Annotated in this window: 14 protein-coding genes; 2 read left to right on the top strand and 12 right to left on the bottom strand. The window is 61.2% G+C overall.

The genetic code is table 11. The annotated features are described in order from the left end of the window. Nucleotides 1–28: 28 nt before the first annotated feature. On the top strand, nt 29–2,632 hold the full coding sequence (gene alaS, locus HPTL_RS07520) for an alanine--tRNA ligase (RefSeq protein WP_119335434.1): 2,604 nt from the start codon (nt 29–31) through the stop codon (nt 2,630–2,632). A gap of 63 nt (nt 2,633–2,695) precedes the next feature. Here alaS and HPTL_RS07515 read toward each other — a convergent pair whose 3' ends face one another. From HPTL_RS07515 to HPTL_RS07460, 12 genes are all read right to left on the bottom strand, one after another. After that, nucleotides 2,696–4,555, bottom strand: a complete 1,860-nt coding sequence (locus HPTL_RS07515; protein WP_119335433.1) for a GGDEF domain-containing protein — start codon at nt 4,553–4,555, stop codon at nt 2,696–2,698. Nucleotides 4,556–4,733: 178 nt separating this feature from the next. Beyond that, nucleotides 4,734–6,131, bottom strand: a complete 1,398-nt coding sequence (locus HPTL_RS07510; protein ID WP_119335432.1) for a phosphomannomutase/phosphoglucomutase — start codon at nt 6,129–6,131, stop codon at nt 4,734–4,736. Beyond that, the gene (locus HPTL_RS07505; protein ID WP_119335431.1) at nt 6,131–6,343 is read right to left on the bottom strand and encodes a zinc-finger domain-containing protein; all 213 of its coding nucleotides are present in this window, start codon (nt 6,341–6,343) and stop codon (nt 6,131–6,133) included. The genes HPTL_RS07510 and HPTL_RS07505 overlap by 1 nt, the downstream gene beginning before the upstream one ends. Nucleotides 6,344–6,353: 10 nt before the next feature. Beyond that, the gene (locus tag HPTL_RS07500) at nt 6,354–7,274 is read right to left on the bottom strand and encodes a branched-chain amino acid transaminase (protein WP_119335430.1); all 921 of its coding nucleotides are present in this window, start codon (nt 7,272–7,274) and stop codon (nt 6,354–6,356) included. A gap of 74 nt (nt 7,275–7,348) precedes the next feature. Then, nucleotides 7,349–7,753 carry a CBS domain-containing protein gene (locus HPTL_RS07495; protein WP_170141304.1) on the bottom strand — a complete coding sequence of 135 codons (405 nt, stop codon included), beginning with the start codon at nt 7,751–7,753 and terminating at the stop codon, nt 7,349–7,351. Continuing rightward, nucleotides 7,747–7,944, bottom strand: a complete 198-nt coding sequence (gene nqrM, locus HPTL_RS11650; protein ID WP_119335428.1) for a (Na+)-NQR maturation NqrM — start codon at nt 7,942–7,944, stop codon at nt 7,747–7,749. Before nqrM ends, HPTL_RS07495 begins: the two co-directional genes overlap by 7 nt. Before the next feature lie 21 nt (nt 7,945–7,965). Next, nucleotides 7,966–9,180 carry an NADH:ubiquinone reductase (Na(+)-transporting) subunit F gene (nqrF, locus tag HPTL_RS07485; protein ID WP_119335427.1) on the bottom strand — a complete coding sequence of 405 codons (1,215 nt, stop codon included), beginning with the start codon at nt 9,178–9,180 and terminating at the stop codon, nt 7,966–7,968. A 20-nt stretch (nt 9,181–9,200) separates the two neighbouring features. Next, entirely contained in the window at nt 9,201–9,806 is a 606-nt protein-coding gene (gene nqrE / locus HPTL_RS07480) for an NADH:ubiquinone reductase (Na(+)-transporting) subunit E (protein ID WP_119335426.1), read from the bottom strand. A gap of 1 nt (nt 9,807) precedes the next feature. Further along, nucleotides 9,808–10,467, bottom strand: coding sequence for an NADH:ubiquinone reductase (Na(+)-transporting) subunit D (locus HPTL_RS07475; protein WP_119335425.1), 660 nt, complete (start codon nt 10,465–10,467; stop codon nt 9,808–9,810). Continuing rightward, on the bottom strand, nt 10,464–11,291 hold the full coding sequence (locus tag HPTL_RS07470; RefSeq protein ID WP_119335424.1) for a Na(+)-translocating NADH-quinone reductase subunit C: 828 nt from the start codon (nt 11,289–11,291) through the stop codon (nt 10,464–10,466). Before HPTL_RS07470 ends, HPTL_RS07475 begins: the two co-directional genes overlap by 4 nt. Continuing rightward, nucleotides 11,278–12,489 (bottom strand): NADH:ubiquinone reductase (Na(+)-transporting) subunit B, encoded by a 1,212-nt coding sequence (locus tag HPTL_RS07465; protein WP_119335423.1) that lies wholly within the window; start codon nt 12,487–12,489, stop codon nt 11,278–11,280. The genes HPTL_RS07470 and HPTL_RS07465 overlap by 14 nt, the downstream gene beginning before the upstream one ends. Continuing rightward, complete coding sequence (locus HPTL_RS07460) at nt 12,489–13,847, bottom strand: Na(+)-translocating NADH-quinone reductase subunit A (protein WP_119335422.1); 1,359 nt, start codon at nt 13,845–13,847, stop codon at nt 12,489–12,491. The genes HPTL_RS07465 and HPTL_RS07460 overlap by 1 nt, the downstream gene beginning before the upstream one ends. A 192-nt stretch (nt 13,848–14,039) precedes the next feature. Between HPTL_RS07460 and HPTL_RS07455 the strand changes: the two genes are divergently transcribed. Next, nucleotides 14,040–16,355, top strand: coding sequence for an NADP-dependent malic enzyme (locus tag HPTL_RS07455; RefSeq protein WP_119335421.1), 2,316 nt, complete (start codon nt 14,040–14,042; stop codon nt 16,353–16,355). Nucleotides 16,356–16,364 lie beyond the last annotated feature (9 nt).

The following is a 16,364-nucleotide window of genomic DNA, read 5'->3' as shown; positions in this document are numbered from 1 at the left end:
ATATTTAGGTCATTTTTTCGGAACCACGATGAAAACCGCAGCGATTCGTCAAGCGTTTCTCGAGTTTTTCCGCAGCAAAGGGCACGAGGTCGTTCCCTCGAGTTCCCTCGTCCCGCACGGTGACCCCACGTTGCTGTTTACCAACGCGGGGATGAATCAGTTCAAGGATGTCTTCTTGGGGTTTGACGAACGTCCCTACAAGCGGGCGACTACCGCGCAAAAGTGCGTGCGCGCTGGCGGCAAGCACAACGACCTGGAAAACGTCGGCTATACGGCGCGGCACCACACTTTCTTCGAAATGTTGGGCAACTTCAGCTTCGGGGATTACTTCAAGCACGAGGCGATCCATTACGCGTGGGAGTTGGTGACCCGAGTTTTCGCGATTCCTGCCGAACGGCTCTGGGTGACGGTCTATGCCGAGGACGACGAAGCCTACCGCATTTGGACCGAGTCGGTAGGGGTTCCCGCAGAACGCGTGGTGCGCATCGGCGACAACAAAGGGGCGCGGTACGCTTCGGACAATTTCTGGATGATGGGGGACACCGGCCCGTGTGGACCATGCACCGAGATTTTCTATGACCATGGCCCGGAAATCCCGGGCGGACCGCCGGGATCGCCCGATGAAGACGGGGATCGCTATATCGAGATCTGGAACCTCGTCTTCATGCAGTACAACCGCGACGAAAAAGGGGAGATGCACCCGTTGCCCAAGCCGAGCGTCGATACCGGCATGGGGCTGGAACGCATCGCCGCGGTCTTGCAAGGGGTCCATTCCAACTATGAGATCGACCTCTTTCAAACGCTGATCGCAGCGGCCCAAGAGGTGACGGGGTGTGCGGACCGGGAAAGTCCAAGCCTCAAGGTGTTGGCCGACCACATCCGTGCCGCGACCTTTCTCATCGCCGACGGCGTGATTCCCGGTAACGAAGGGCGCGGTTATGTGCTGCGCCGCATCATTCGCCGGGCGATCCGTCATGGCTGGAAACTCGGCGTGCGAGAGCCGTTTTTCTGGAAATTGGTCGCGCCCGTCGTTGCCGAAATGGGCGATGCGTACCCTGAGATCCGGGGGCGCCAACACCAAGTCGAAGCGACGCTGCAGGCGGAAGAAGAACGCTTTTTCGCCACGATCGCCAACGGTATGGCGATGCTGGAAGCCGCAGTCGCCGAGCTCGAAGCGCGGGGCGAACGGATGCTCGATGGTGAAGTGGCGTTCAAATTGCACGATACCTACGGTTTTCCGCTGGACCTCACCGCTGACGTCTTGCGCGAGCGCGGCCTCACGGTCGATTCCGCGGGGTTCGACGCTGCGATGGCGCGGCAAAAGGCGATGGCGCGCGCAGCGGGTAAGTTCAAAGTGAACCTGGAAGCGATCGACTACGCCGGGCCGGCGACCGCTTTCGAAGGGTACGAGCATCTGGAAACCGAAAGCGAGGTGGTCGCGCTCTACCGTGAAGGCGCGCCGGTTGCGGCGCTCGAAGAGGGAGAGAGTGGTGTCGTAGTGCTCGCGGCCACGCCGTTCTACGCCGAATCGGGCGGCCAGGTGGGCGACCGCGGGATGTTGCGCGCCACCGACGGGCTTTTCGCGGTCGAAGATACCCAGAAGATACGGGCCGACGTCCATGGCCATCATGGCGTGGTCACAACCGGTGTGATCCGGGTCGGTGACCGGGTGACGGCGCGGGTCGATCACACCGCGCGTGCGGCAACCGCCCGCCACCATTCGGCCACGCACCTCTTACACAAAGCGCTGCGTGACGTACTGGGGCCTCATGTCGAGCAGAAGGGCTCCGAAGTCGCACCGGAGCGGTTGCGTTTCGATTTTTCCCACCCCAAACCGCTGACACCGGAGGAGATCGCCGAGATCGAACGGCGGATCCTTGCCGAAGTGCTCGCGAACACCCCGGTGGCTGCCGACGTGATGCCGCTCGAAGCGGCGAAAGCCTCGGGTGCGATGATGCTCTTTGGGGAAAAATATGGCGAAACGGTGCGCGTGCTGACGATCGGAAGTTCCAAAGAGCTCTGTGGCGGGACCCATGTGCAGCGTACGGGTGACATCGGTCTGGTGAAGATCACGCTGGAGACGGCGATCGCGGCGGGCATCCGCCGCATCGAAGCGGTGGCAGGCGAAGCGGCGTTGGCCTACGTCCAACAGCTCGACGCGACGCTGGGTGCCGCCGCGGAACGGCTCAAGGTGGCTCGGGACGAAGTGCCCGAGCGGATCGCGGCGCTCCAGGAAGCCCTCAAAGCTGCGGAAAAAGCGCGCGAACGCGCAGTGGAACGCGCTGCCGCAGCGCTAGCCGAAGCGCTCGTTGCTCGGGCGGAAACGCGCGACGGCGTGAAACGGCTGGTCGCGCAAGTCGAGGTTGATTCGATCGATGCGTTGAAGCGTTTGGCCGAGTCGGCGCGGGACCGATTGGGGCCGGAGGCGGCCGTCCTCCTTGCCGCAGTGATCGATGGCAAAGCCGTCTTCGTCGCGGCGGTTGGTCGTGCGGCAGTGGCGCAGGTTAGAGCAGGCGAGTGGGTGAAGCGCGTTGCGACGACCATCGGTGGCCGTGGTGGCGGTAAGCCGGAGTTTGCACAAGCGGGGGGCGGTGATCCCGCGCGTTTGGCTGAGGCGTTGGCCGCCGCCTGACCGAATCACACGATACCGGTGCGGTGCGCGGCAGACTCCGCACCGGGTGTCAGTAATTGTTCTTCAATATTGCTCTTTTTCATGCCAGAGTTCGGGTGTAAAGCGTACGACGCGGTTGCGCCCGGTCTCTTTGGCGTGATAGAGCGCAACGTCGGCGTATTTCACCACCTGCCAGAAGGCGTCGCCGTCTCCCGGGAAATCGGCGACGCCGACCGAGAGGGTTTTCTGGATCGTCTGCCCCTGGGGCAAAGGAATCGCACTCTTCTCCAATTGGCTGCGGATCTTTTCGGCGACGGCGATTGCCGCTTCCGCTGCGGTATCGACCAGAACCACTAAAAACTCTTCACCGCCATAGCGAATTACCCAATCGCTGGTACGAACCGATTCTTGCAACAGCTTGGCGATGAAGCGAACCACTGCGTCACCGGCATCGTGGCCGTAGGTGTCATTGACTACTTTGAAAAAGTCGATATCCACCATCATAACTGCAAGGTGGCGCTGGTTGCGCAGGGTTTGCGAAACCAGGAGGTCGATCGACTCTTCCAGGAAGCGCCGGTTGCGTAACCCGGTCATTGGGTCGCGTAACGCGCTCTCTTTGAGCTGGGCGAGCAGTCGCTTCGATTCCAGCACCGGTGCGGCTTCGGTGAGGTAGCGTTGGAACTGCTCGGCCCCTTTCAGCGCTTCGCGTTGCTGCGCGCGTGGCAGCCGCCATTGGAGCACGGCACCCACCTGACCGGAAAAGCGGATGGGGAAACAGAGGTAACCCCAGTCTGGGTGGTGTGTCGTAACGGCTTGCGCGGCGCAGAGTGACGGGTCGGTAAGGCCGTCGACCCAATGCTCGGTACGGTACGCACGGCACAGTTCGGGCGACGCGGCGATCGCAGGATCGCAGCCGGGGCAGCAGCGGGTTTGCGCCATTCCGTCATCCCCAATCGCGTGCATTTCGTCATTGCGGCACTCGAGGAGCGAAACCTCGGCAACGGCGGAGGTATCACGGGAAAGGCGGTAGAGCCGGCGATAGATCTCAGAGATCTCGCGGTCCTCTTCGATCGTCTGTTTGAAGTGGGCGATCGCCGCCATCGTCCTTACCGCGTGCACGGCGGCTTGCAGTTGATTGTCATGTTGGTGGCGCCACCCGAAGACGCGCGCGATCGGTTCGTTGATCTGCGCAAGCGCTTGGCTGATCGCATCGAGAAGGCGGTTCACTTCGCGTGCGATTCTACCCGTTTCGTCGCTGCTGCGCGCAGCGATCCGCCGGTCGAACCGCCCTTCGACGCCACCATGGACCACTTCGGTGATCTCGTCGGCGGTAACGGTGATGGGGCGAAGCAACCGGTTGAGAAGCCAGAGGAGGGAAACGGCAAAAAGAGCGATGATCGCGACGATCGCGGCGATGGTGAGGATCGCATGTTGGCGCAATACGTTGAGATCGATCGTTACCGTGATCGCACCGAGCACCGAACCCTCCGCAACCTGGTGGCATTGCAGGCAGTTGGGGATGCCGTAGGCGCTCGCAACATAAGGAATGGTGGCACGAAAGTAGGATTCGGTAAGCGTTTCGACCGTTTCGAAGTAGGATTTACCGGTTTCGAGCACCCGCTGTTCGATCGCGTCCGGTTCGCGCTCCCCTTGCCGGTTTTTGCCGAACTGCCGATCGACGAGCGGTGCGCGGACGATGCGGGCGCTGCGCAGATTCTGGACATCACGCAACCGGTCGAGGAAACGCTGCCGCTCACCGATCGTCCCCAAGAGCATCGCCTCGGTGAGGTGAACACGGACGATCTCCGCTGCAGTCTGGGCGTGCGCGGTCGCGGCGGTGAGCGAGAAGGCGCGGAACGCAATGAGCGCGACCGCGGCGAGCACGAGCACCAGTGTCGCTGTTGCCGCGAGGTAGAAGGCGCTGACTTTGGTGGCGAGGCGCATGGTGGACTCCGCGACGGTTTTTATTTTTTGACTACACAGTGTACCGGATCGCGGCAAAAAAAACCAGCAGCGGTAAAGGGTTGTGGCGCACTCGCGGCACGGTTTGCGCGCCCAAAAAGCGCGTTGGGCCCCGCTGGACAACCGAACGAAAAAAGTCAGCGCAACCGAAGGGAAAAAGTCAGCGGGAAAGCGGCGAGCAGTCGATCCCCGGCCACACCTCGGCAAGCGCGCGCGCAAAATCGCGTTGGATCTGAGCAAGCGCCGTTTCGCTCTCCGCTTCGAAGCGCAGGACCAGAACGGGCGTGGTGTTCGATGCCCGCACCAGGCCGAAGCCGTCGGGGTATTCGACGCGCACGCCATCGAGCGTGATGATTTCGTTGGCCCCGGAGAAACCCGTGTAGCGCTGGAGTTTTTCGACGAGCTGGTGCGGTTCGCCCTCGCCCATTTTGATGTTGAGTTCGGGGGTGGCGAGGGAATCGGGGAGCGCTTCGAGCACTTCAGAAGGGTTCGGGTGGCGCGAAAGGATTTCCAACAGGCGCGCCGCAGCGTAGAGCCCATCGTCGAAACCGTACCAGCGCTCCTTGAAGAAAAGGTGGCCGCTCATTTCGCCGGCTAGGAGCGCGCCGCTTGCTTTGAGCTTTTGCTTGATGAACGCGTGGCCCGTTTTCCACATGAGCGGCTGGCCGCCGTGGTCACGAATCCACCTGGCAAGATGGCGACTGCATTTGACGTCGAAGAGGATCGTCGCGCCCGGGTTGCGCGCCAGGAGGTCCGCAGCAAAGAGCATCAATTGCCGGTCAGGGAAAATTACTTGTCCGGCTTTGGTGATCACGCCCAACCGATCGCCGTCGCCGTCAAACGCCAAACCGAGTTCGACGTCGCGGGAAGTGACCGTCGCGACCAGGTCGCGGAGGTTTTCGAGTTTGGAGGGGTCTGGGTGGTGGTTGGGGAACGTGCCATCGACTTCGCAGTAGAGCGGGAGCACCTCGGCACCGAGCGCGGTGAAGAGCTGCGGCGCAACCGCCCCAGCAACGCCGTTACCGCAGTCGATCGCGATTTTCATCGGGCGCGCCAGGCGTACGTCACTGGCGATGCGAGCGACGTACGCAGGGACGACATCAACTTCCCGTTCCGTTGCCGGTTGCGGAGCCACGACGAGGTCGTTTTCTTGGAGACGGCGGCGCAGGTCGGTGATGAGCGGCCCGTAAAGGGTTTCGCCGGCGAGCACCATTTTGAACCCGTTGTATTCGGGCGGGTTGTGGCTGCCGGTGACCGAAACGCACGAGTGGGTGCCCAGGTGTTCGGCGGCGAAATAGGTGACCGGTGTGGGAACGCAGCCGATCGCGATCACGCCGACGCCAGCGTGCCGAATGCCGCGCGACAGCGCTTCGGCAAGGGTCGGGCCCGATAACCGTCCGTCGCGACCGATCACGATCTCGGTAACGCCTCGCCGTACCGCTTCGCTGCCCAGCGCCCAGCCGATCGCGAATGCGGCTTCCGTGGTGAGGGTACGATCGACGATCCCGCGGATGTCATAAGCTTTGAAGATCGACGCGTCTGGGACGAACGGTGTCATCAGTGGTGGCCTTTCGGGGGTTCGCCGGTGAAAAGGAATTCGCGGCTGCAGTACGGGCAGACCGCTTTCCCGCTTTTGACTGGGTCGAGGTAGACACGCGGATGCAACAGGGCGACGGGTTCGTCGGGGAGCGGGCAGCACAGAGGCAGATCCGCAGCGGTAACGGTGATCTGCCGCTCCTTACGGACCGAATCCAACGGGTTTTCGCTCATCCTGGGCTCCTTAGACGTACGTCAGCCAGTGGTCGTATTCGGGGGCACGGCCGTTGACGATCTCGAAGTAGCGCGCTTGGATTTTCTCAGTAATCGGCCCGCGGCTCCCGGAGCCGATCACGCGGTCGTCGAGTTCGCGGATCGGGGTGACTTCGGCGGCGGTGCCGGTGAAAAAGGCTTCATCGGCGATGTAGACGTCGTCGCGGGTCAAACGCCGCGAAACGAGCGGAATGCCGAGCTCACGCGCGATGTGATGGACGGTGTCGCGGGTGATTCCGGTGAGCGCGCACGCGATCTCGGGTTCGATGAGTTGCCCGTTCTTCACCAGGAAGAGGTTCTCCCCGGCGCCTTCGGCAACGAAACCCATGGTGTCGAGAAGCAGCGCCTCATCGTACCCTTGGCTGGTGACCTCGAGGTTGGCGAGGATCGAGTTGGCGTAGGTGCTTGCTACTTTGGCGCGGGGCATCGTGACGTTTACGTGTTGGCGCTGAAACGACGAGGTTTTGACACGAATTCCTTTTTGCAACCCCTCTTCGCCGAGATAAGCGCCCCACGGCCACGCGGCGATGGCAACGTGCACCTTGGCCCCGCGCGGCGAAACCCCCATCTTTTCCGAGCCGTAAAAGGCGATGGGGCGGATGTAGCACGACGTGAGGTTGTTGGCGCGCACCACCGCTTTTTGCGCTTCCATCAGCGTTTCCAGCGAGTAGGCGATCGGCATCATGTAGATCTTTGCGGAATTGAGGAGCCGTTCGGTGTGCTCGCGCAGGCGAAAGATCGCTGGCCCACGTTCGGTTTCGTAGGCGCGTAAGCCTTCGAAAACCGCTAGACCGTAGTGGAGCGAGTGGGTGAGCACATGGGTGGTGGCCTCGCGCCAGGGCACGAGTTCGCCGTCGTACCAGATGGTGCCGTCACGATCGGACATCGACATCGCCGAAGCTCCTCAGGAATGCGTGGTAATTCGCCAATTGTAGCGCAACGCCCGAACGCCAAGAAGGGGGCGGCCTAGACCGTACGGAGGATTTTTGCGATGGTGGCGATGAGGCGCGAACGGTCCAACACGCCGATCAACGTCCCGTCTTCGACTACCGGATAGGCATGGTAGTGGTTCTCGGCAAACGCCCGCGCGGCATCGAGAAGGGTGTCCTCGGCGTCAAGGGTGACCACTTTGCGGTTCATGAAATCACCGACATTGCCGGCCAGTTCGTTGAGGTACGCATCGGCAACGAGGGGCTTCAACAGGTCTTTTTCGGAAAAGAAACCGATCAATTTGCCGAAACGGTCGGTCACCGGCGCACCATTCACGCGATGGACGACGAGCGCTTCCAGCGCTTCGGTGAGCGCAGTTTCCGGGTGAAAGACGAGCGGGTCGCGGCGGACGAAATCGCGGACAAAGAAGTCGGTCAGCATGATGTTTGCTTCTCCTCTTGCGCAGCCGCCTTGCGGGGGCAAGGCTGGCTGCATCCCCCGTCGCAGGAAATACCAAAACGGCCAAGGCCACCGCAAGAACCTTGGAGCGCGCGCCGCCCAAAGAGTACGCCAATTGCCGCGAAGAGGACGAAGAGCAGAAACACAGCAAGCGTGGCCAAAAAAGTACTCATGGTGGACGCTCCTTGTCTCGATCAGCCGCCGAAATCGTCGAAGAGGATGTTTTCGCGCTCGACTCCCAGATCGAGCAACATCTGTGTCACTGCGGCGGTCATCACGGGTGGGCCGCAGAGATAGTATTCGCAATCCTCCGGCGCGGGGTGATCTTTGAGATAGTGTTCGTAGAGGACATTGTGGATGAACCCGGTATAGCCCGTCCAGTTGTCTTCGGGTTGCGGGTCGGAAAGCGCGATGAACCAACGGAAATTGGGGTATTTTTCCTGCAGCCGGTTGAAGTCGTCGACGTAGAAGAGCTCTTTCTTCGACCGGGCCCCGTACCAGAAGGTGATCTTGCGCTTGCTGTGCAGGCGCTCGAGTTGGTCGAAAATGTGCGAGCGCATCGGGGCCATCCCCGCGCCACCGCCGATGAAAACCATCTCATTGTCGGTGTCACGGGCGAAGAATTCGCCAAAGGGACCGGAAATCGTCACCTTGTCACCGGGTTTGAGGCCGAAGATGTACGACGACATCTTCCCAGGTGGCAGCCCAGGACGTGGCGGCGTCGCGATCCGGACGTTGAGCATGATGATGCCCTTTTCCAGCGGATAGTTCGCCATCGAGTAGGCGCGCACGATCGGCTCGTCCACTTGGGAGACCAGATCGAAGAGCCCCATCTTTTCCCAGTCACTGCGAAAGGGCTCAGGGATATCGAAATCTTTGAAGTGACGGACATGAGGCGGGGCTTCGATCTGAATGTAACCGCCCGCGCGGAAATCGACGTTTTCCCCCGGGGGCAGTTCGAGCACCAGCTCTTTGATGAAGGTGGCGACGTTGCGGTTGCTCTTGACGGTACATTCCCACTTCTTGACGCCGAAGACCTCTTCGGGGACTTCGACCTTCATCGGCTGTTTGACGGTGACCTGGCAGGAGAGGCGGTAGCCCTCGCGCGCCTGCTTTTTGTTGATGTGTGCGGCTTCGGTAGGCAGCAACGCCCCGCCGCCATCGAGCACTTTCACCTTGCATTGGCCGCACGAACCGCCACCACCACACGCCGAGCTGACGAAGAGTTTCGCGTCGGCAAGCGCACCGAGCAGTTTGCTGCCAACCGGCGCCGCGATGGTTTTCTCCCCATTGATTTCGATGGGAACCGTACCGCTTGCGACCAATCGCTTGCGGGCCGCCAGAATGAACGCCACCAGCGCCAGGACGATCGCTACGAAAAAAAAGACGCCCAAGATGACTTCGATCATGAGTCACTTCCGTTCGCGTGTCAGAGTTTCAAACCAGAGAAAGCCATGAAGCCGAGCGCCATCAACCCTGCGGTCATGAAGGCGCTGCCAAGCCCTTGGAGACCAGCCGGGATATCGGCGTATTTGAGCTTTTCCCGTACCGCAGCCATCAGCACGATCGCCAACGCCCACCCCAGGCCGGAGCCGACGCCATAGACCACGCTCTCGGCAAAGTTGTAGTCGCGCTCGACCATGAAGAGCGTGCCACCGAGAATCGCACAGTTCACGGTGATAAGCGGCAGGAAGATCCCAAGCGCATTGTAAAGCGCTGGGACGTAGCGGTCGAGGAACATCTCGAGAATCTGTACCGCAGCGGCAATCAGGCCGATGAAGCTCAGAAAGCCGAGAAACGAAAGGTCGACGTCGGGTAGACCCGCCCAGGCGAGCGCCCCTTCGGCGAGCAGGTAGTGGTTGATGAGGTTGTTGAGCGGGATGGTGAGCGATTGCACCACCACCACCGCAATCCCCAGGCCAATGGCCGTTTCGATCTTTTTCGAAATGGCCAGGAAGGTGCACATCCCCAGGAAGAAGGAGAGCGCCAGGTTTTCGATGAAGACGGCGGTGATGAAGAGGTTCAGGAGTTCCATCTCACACCCCCTCCGACTGTGGCGCCGCGCGGACACGGAATTCCACGGTTTCACGCTGTTTCGGTTGCCAGGTGCGCACGGCCCAGATGATGAGGCCGATCAGGAAAAAGGCGCTTGGGGGAAGGAGCAAAAGCCCATTCGGGACGTACCAGCCGCCATCGTTGACCGTGGGCAGTACCGGATAGCCAAAGAGCGTGCCAGACCCGAGGAGTTCGCGGACGAAGCCGACCGTGAGCAGGATCGCACTATACCCGAGCCCGTTGCCGATACCGTCCCAGAAGCTCGCCACAGGCGGATGGCTCATCGCATAGGCCTCGGCACGCCCCATCACGATGCAGTTGGTGATGATGAGGCCGACGAAAACCGAGAGCTCGCGGCTGATTTCGAACGCGAAGGCTTTGAGGAACTGGTCGACGACGATCACGAGCGTACTGATGATCGTCATCTGGATGATGATGCGGATCGAACTCGGGATATGCTCACGGATCAAGCTGATGAACAAGTTGGAGAACGCGGTCACGAGTGTGAGTGCGATCGACATCGTGAATGCGGTGGACAGTTTCGAGGTGACCGCAAGCGCCGAGCAGATCCCGAGCACCTGTAGGATGATCGGGTTGTTGGCTACGATCGGTTGTGTCAGGGTCTTTTTGATTTCGCTCATTGCCCATCCCCCTTGCTTCTCAATGATTGCAGGAAGGGTCCGTACGCGCGTTCGCTCAACCAGAAACGGACGGTTTGATCGACCCCTTTCGAAGTGAGCGTCGCGCCCGCCAACCCATCGACGGCGAACTGCGCTTCCGGCGTGTTGGGATCGACACGGCCTTTGACGACGTGGATCGCTACCTGACCCTGTTCGTCGAAAGCTCGTTTGCCGTGCCACAGCGCGCGCCATTTGGGGTTTTCCACCTCGCCGCCCAGACCCGGCGTTTCTGCCTGTTGGTAGAACTTGAGACCGCGGATCGTGGTGCCATCCCCTTCCAACGCCAGGAAACCCCACATCGTCGACCAAAGACCGGAGCCGTGGATGGGGAGTACGATCACTGTGACTTTGCCGTTCGCGTCGCGCTTCAGGTAGACGGGCATCACTTTGGGCAGCCTTTTGATGCCAGCGGGGTCTTCGCTGCGGGCAAGCGGCTGCGACCAATTGGGGTCACGCGCGATTTTTTGTGGGTCGGCAGGTAGGGGCGGCGGGGTATCGAGGACCCGGCCCGTTCCCAGCTCCACCCACACCTGTTCGAGCGACTTGAGGGCTTCGGCGGGAGAAATCGGGCTGCCTGGCTGCCAAATGCCGGCGACTTCGACGATGTTCTTCGCCCGAAATGCTGCTTGATTGTGCTGTTGCAGTGGGCGCAGCGCCACGACCGTGGCCGAGACGAGCGCGGCGCAGAAGAAGCAGACGACGAGCGCCACGGCGACGATCTTACGCAGGTCGTCGTTGGGTAGCGCCCAGATCGCTTTCAGGTTGAAGGTTTCAGAGTTGGACATAGCGACGCTCCCGACGCGAGAGATGCCAACGCATCACCAGATAGTCGATGAACGGGGCCCAGACGTTCGCAAAGAGGACCGCGAGCATCGCCCCTTCCGGAAAGGCGGGGTTGGCAACGCGGATCAGCACCACCATGAAGCCGATCAACAGACCGAAAATCCAGCGTCCGGCTTGGGTCATCGACGCGGAAACGGGGTCGGTGGCCATGAAAAACATCGCGAGCATCAAGCCACCCACGGCGAAGTGCCAATACCACGGCATCGCCGCCATCGGGTTGTTTTCGGGGCCGAACCAGTTGAAGAGCAGTGTAGTCACGATCACCCCGATCGCAACGCCGGCAACGATCCGCCAGGAGGCGATCTTGGTGTAGAGGAGGAACAACCCTCCGATGAGGATTGCGAGCGCCGAGGTTTCTCCCAGCGACCCAGGAATGAACCCCAGGAAGGCGTCCCACCAAGTGTAGCCAGCTTGCGCGATACCTGCCATGCCCTCGGATGCGCCGATTCCCAACGGCGTGGCGCGGGCGTATCCATCGACGGCAACCCAAACGGTGTCGCCCGACATCGCACTCGGATACGCGAAAAAGAGGAACGCGCGGCCGGTAAGCGCTGGGTTGAGGAAGTTCTTTCCCGTGCCGCCGAAAATCTCCTTGCCGAAGACGACGCCGAAACTGATGCCCAACGCCACGAGCCAGAGCGGCGCGTTGGGCGGCATCGTCAGGGTATAGAGCATCGAGGTTACCAGAAACCCTTCATTGACTTCATGTTTGCGCACTATGGCGAAGAGGACCTCCCAGAGTCCACCCACCACCAGTGTGGTGAGGTAGATGGGAAGGAAATGGAGGAATCCCAGCACGAAGTTGCCGACGACGCTTTCCGGGTCGAACGAAAAGCCGAGCGCGAGATAGAGCGCGCCGCGCCAATCGCCCTTTTCGGCGCCGAACGCGCTCACGGCGAGGTTCGCTTGGTAACCCGTGTTGTAACAGGCCATGAGCACTGCGGGCAGCAGTGCGACGACCACATAACTCATCATCCGCTTGAGGTCGATCGCGTCGCGCACGTGCGGGGCGCTCTTCGTCGGCTGGTTGGTCCAGTAGAGGAAGGTTTCGACCATCTCGTAGAGCGGGTACCACCGCTCCCATTTGCCTCCGGGCAGGAAGTGGGGCTCCCAACGGTGGAATCGGTCTCTGAGCGACATTAGCCCTCCCGTTCGATCTTTTCGAGTGCGGCGCGCAAGTAGGCGCCATAGTCGGTTTTCCCCACGCAGGCGAATGAGAAGATCGCAACGTCTTCTTCTTCGAGCTCCAGGCAACCCAATTTCTGAGCCATGTCGGTATCCCCGACGACCAGATAACGCAACAGTTGCGTTGGCAGGATCTCGAGCGGGCAGATCTCTTCGAAAATGCCCGTGGGGATCATCGCCCGGGGGCTTCCTTGCTGGGCCGTGGTAAAGCGCGGCGCTTCACTGCGGTTGAAGAGCACGCGAAAGAGCGAAAAGCGCGGCAGCAGCGGATTGATCCACCCGAGCAGCGGCTTATCGTCGCGTTTGGGTTCGGGTAGGACGCTCACTTGGAGATGGTAACGCCCGAGATACGCGAGCGGCCCGATCGCACGGCGTCCATCGAGCGGCGAACCCGAGATGGGACGGCAAGGGCCGTCGCAGAGTTCGCCTTCCAGCAGCGCTTCGATACTTGCCCCGAGCGGAACCCGCACGAGACGCGGCTGCCGCACCATCTCACCACCCAGTGCGACGACGCGCTCGGTGTCGATGCGCCCTTCCAGAAAGAGGGTCCCGATCGCGATCACGTCCTGGTAGTTGAGATACCAGACGGTGCGTTCGAGTGAAACCGGTTCGAGGAAATGGATATGGGTGCCTGGGAGCCCCGCCGGATGCGGACCCGCAAACGCCACGGAACGGTAACGCGCGCCTTCGGGCATCGGCAGGTGTTCGCCAGGGGCTTGGCACAGATAGATTTTGCCGTCGGTGAGGTGTGCCAGGATGGCCATCCCGGCGCGAAACGCTTCGGGACGTTCACCGATGACGACCACTGGGTCGGCGGCAAGGGGGCGGGTATCGATCGCGGTGACGAAAATCGCGGCGGGGCGACTCGCCGGGTCAGGAATCTTGCCGAAGGGCCGAGTGCGTAGCGCCGTCCACAGACCGCTGGCGCAGAGGCGCGAAACGACCGCTTCGGTGTCGAGGTCGAGCAGAGCGTCGGGCGCAATCGGTTCGAACCGGGTTTCTTCGGCGTTCGGGTCGGCGTCGCATTCGATCACAACGTTGAGCAACGCGCGGCGCGCGCCCCGCTCGATCGCGACAACCGTCCCGGTTGCCCGTGCGGTGAACACGACATTCGGGAATTTTTTGTGGGCAAAGAGCGGTGCTCCTTTCGTCACCCGGTCGCCTTCGGCAACCAGCAGCTTGGGCCGCATGCCCCGGTAATCGGGTCCCAGCAGCGCCACGCGGCGAATGGGTGCCGTGTGGCCGCTGATTTGTTGCTGGGGCGCGCCGGGCAGCGGCAAGGAGAGCCCTCGCGATAGCGTCACAGTGTGCATGGTCGCGCTCTCTTCTTCCCCATACGGATAAAATCACGCTATTCTATCTTTTCTGAATCGAAATTGACCCTTTTTGAAGGGAGGCGAGGCCCAATCGTTTTTTATCGAGGAATTACCGTCAAAGGGTAGGGGCGCGGTAAACTCGCCGTGATCCCGCCCCCGGGCATCTAGAGAAAAGAACGGAGTGAAACCATGAGCACGCGCGACCCCGCTTTTCGTGAAGCAGCGCTCGAGTACCATCGCCGCCCTACCCCGGGCAAGATTTCTGTCGTTCCCACCAAAAGTCTCTCCAACCAGCGCGATCTGGCGCTCGCCTATTCACCCGGTGTGGCGTTCGCGTGCGAAGCGATCGCGAAAGATCCGTTGCAATCCTACGAACTCACCGCTCGGGGCAACCTCGTTGCGGTGATCACCAACGGAACCGCGGTGTTGGGTTTGGGGAACATCGGCCCCCATGCCGCGAAGCCGGTGATGGAAGGGAAGGGGTGTCTGTTCAAGAAGTTCGCTGGGATCGACGTCTTCGATATCGAGCTCGACGCGAACGACCCCGACAAAGTGATCGAAATCGTTGCTGCGCTCGAACCGACTTTGGGGGGCGTGAACCTCGAAGACATCAAGGCGCCCGAATGCTTCTACATCGAGAAGAAGCTGCGGGAGCGGATGAAAATCCCGGTTTTTCACGACGATCAGCACGGCACCGCGATCATATCGGCTGCGGCACTCTTGAATGGTTTGATCGTCGTGGGCAAACGGATCGAAGCGGTCAAACTGGTTTGTTCGGGTGCCGGTGCCGCTGCGATCGCATGTCTGGATCTCATGTGCCAGCTGGGGTTGCGCAAAGAAAACATCTTCGTCTGCGATTCCAAAGGGGTGATCTATGAAGGGCGTGAGCCCGACATGGAGCCCAACAAAGCGCGCTATGCGCAACGCACATCGGCACGCACGCTGGCGGAGGTGATCGAAGGGGCGGACGTCTTCTTGGGGTTGTCGCAAGCAGGGGTGCTCAAGCCCGAGATGGTGGCGAAGATGGCCAAGGATCCACTCATTTTCGCATTGGCGAACCCCACGCCGGAGATCATGCCGGAAGAGGCGAAAGCGGTTCGACCCGATGCGATCATCGCGACCGGCCGTTCCGACTACCCCAATCAGGTGAACAACGTCCTCTGTTTCCCGTTCATCTTTCGCGGTGCGCTCGACGTCGGGGCGACCACGATCACCGAAGCGATGAAAATCGCATGCGTGCATGCACTGGCAGAGCTGGCGCGCGCGGAGACGAACGACGTGGTCGCGAACGCATACGGCGGCATCGAATTGACCTTTGGTCCCGAATACCTCATCCCGAAGCCCTTCGACCCACGCTTGATCGTCCGAATCGCGCCCGCCGTGGCGAAGGCAGCGATGGACTCGGGGGTTGCGACACGGCCGATCGACGACTTCGACGCCTACCGGGCGCAACTGCAAAACTTCGTCTACCACTCCGGCGTGGTGATGAAACCGATCTTTACCGTCGCGCGTTCGCTGCCGATGGAGGAAAAGCGCGTGATCTTCTGCGAAGGGGAAGACGAGCGGGTGTTGCACGCCGCGCGCGCGGTGATCGACGAACGGCTGGCGCGGCCGATTCTGATCGGCCGCCCGGCGGTGATCGAGATGCGGCTGAAAAAATTGGGTTTATCGCTGGAACCGGAACGCGATTTCGACCTGGTCAATCCCGAGTCCGACCCGCGCTACAAACCGTTGTGGCAACAGTACCACAAGATGATGGCGCGGCGCGGGATCACGCCGGAAATCGCCAAAGCGCGTATGCGCCGCGATACGACGCTGATCGGGTGTATGCTGCTCAAGAACGGTGAATCGGACGCGGTGATCTGCGGAACCTTTGGCACGTTCGAATACCACCTGCAGCACGTCCGCGACGTGATCGGTTTGGCGCCGGGTGCAAAACTCTTGGCTGCGATGAACATCGTGATGACCGGCAAGCACACGCTGGCGGTGGCCGATACCTACGTCAATTACGACCCGACCGCCGAGCAGGTGGCGCAGATCGCCGCAATGGCCGCCGACGAGTTCGCCCGTTTTGGGATCGAACCGCGGGTTGCGCTCCTGTCCCATTCCAATTTCGGTTCCGCCAATACCCCTTCGGCGCGCAAGATGCGCGAAGCGCGTGATTTGCTCCATGCACTGCGGCCCGATCTCAACATGGACGGCGAGATGCACGCAGATGCGGCGCTGTCGCACGAGGTGCGCAGTCGCTTGATCGACGACGAAGATTGCACCTTGAGCGGTGAGGCGAACGTACTGATCATGCCGACCGTTGACGCCGCCAATATTGCGTTCAACCTGGTGAAACAGGTTTCAGGGCAAGGCGTTTCCGTTGGGCCGATGCTGCTCGGTGCCGCGATGCCGGTTCAGATTCTGACGCCGTCGGCGACGGTGCGGCGGTTGGTCAATATGACTGCGGTAGCGGTGGTCGACGCCCACGAATTGCGCGACCGTTTGATCAACACGTGATTGGGAGAA

The organism is Hydrogenophilus thermoluteolus (assembly GCF_003574215.1).
GTDB lineage: Bacteria > Pseudomonadota > Gammaproteobacteria > Burkholderiales > Rhodocyclaceae > Hydrogenophilus > Hydrogenophilus thermoluteolus.
Note: the sequence above shows the minus strand (reverse complement) of the source record. Positions and strands in the feature narration are given on the sequence as shown.

What these genes read in the sequence shown, in the direction of transcription:
- alaS (WP_119335434.1), top strand. Translation starts at nt 29, where the DNA reads ATGAAAACCGCAGCGATTCGTCAAGCGTTTCTCGAGTTTTTCCGCAGC.
- HPTL_RS07515 (WP_119335433.1), bottom strand. Translation starts at nt 4,555, where the DNA reads ATGCGCCTCGCCACCAAAGTCAGCGCCTTCTACCTCGCGGCAACAGCG.
- HPTL_RS07510 (WP_119335432.1), bottom strand. Translation starts at nt 6,131, where the DNA reads ATGACACCGTTCGTCCCAGACGCGTCGATCTTCAAAGCTTATGACATC.
- HPTL_RS07505 (WP_119335431.1), bottom strand. Translation starts at nt 6,343, where the DNA reads ATGAGCGAAAACCCGTTGGATTCGGTCCGTAAGGAGCGGCAGATCACC.
- HPTL_RS07500 (WP_119335430.1), bottom strand. Translation starts at nt 7,274, where the DNA reads ATGTCGATGTCCGATCGTGACGGCACCATCTGGTACGACGGCGAACTC.
- HPTL_RS07495 (WP_170141304.1), bottom strand. Translation starts at nt 7,753, where the DNA reads ATGCTGACCGACTTCTTTGTCCGCGATTTCGTCCGCCGCGACCCGCTC.
- nqrM (WP_119335428.1), bottom strand. Translation starts at nt 7,944, where the DNA reads ATGAGTACTTTTTTGGCCACGCTTGCTGTGTTTCTGCTCTTCGTCCTC.
- nqrF (WP_119335427.1), bottom strand. Translation starts at nt 9,180, where the DNA reads ATGATCGAAGTCATCTTGGGCGTCTTTTTTTTCGTAGCGATCGTCCTG.
- nqrE (WP_119335426.1), bottom strand. Translation starts at nt 9,806, where the DNA reads ATGGAACTCCTGAACCTCTTCATCACCGCCGTCTTCATCGAAAACCTG.
- HPTL_RS07475 (WP_119335425.1), bottom strand. Translation starts at nt 10,467, where the DNA reads ATGAGCGAAATCAAAAAGACCCTGACACAACCGATCGTAGCCAACAAC.
- HPTL_RS07470 (WP_119335424.1), bottom strand. Translation starts at nt 11,291, where the DNA reads ATGTCCAACTCTGAAACCTTCAACCTGAAAGCGATCTGGGCGCTACCC.
- HPTL_RS07465 (WP_119335423.1), bottom strand. Translation starts at nt 12,489, where the DNA reads ATGTCGCTCAGAGACCGATTCCACCGTTGGGAGCCCCACTTCCTGCCC.
- HPTL_RS07460 (WP_119335422.1), bottom strand. Translation starts at nt 13,847, where the DNA reads ATGCACACTGTGACGCTATCGCGAGGGCTCTCCTTGCCGCTGCCCGGC.
- HPTL_RS07455 (WP_119335421.1), top strand. Translation starts at nt 14,040, where the DNA reads ATGAGCACGCGCGACCCCGCTTTTCGTGAAGCAGCGCTCGAGTACCAT.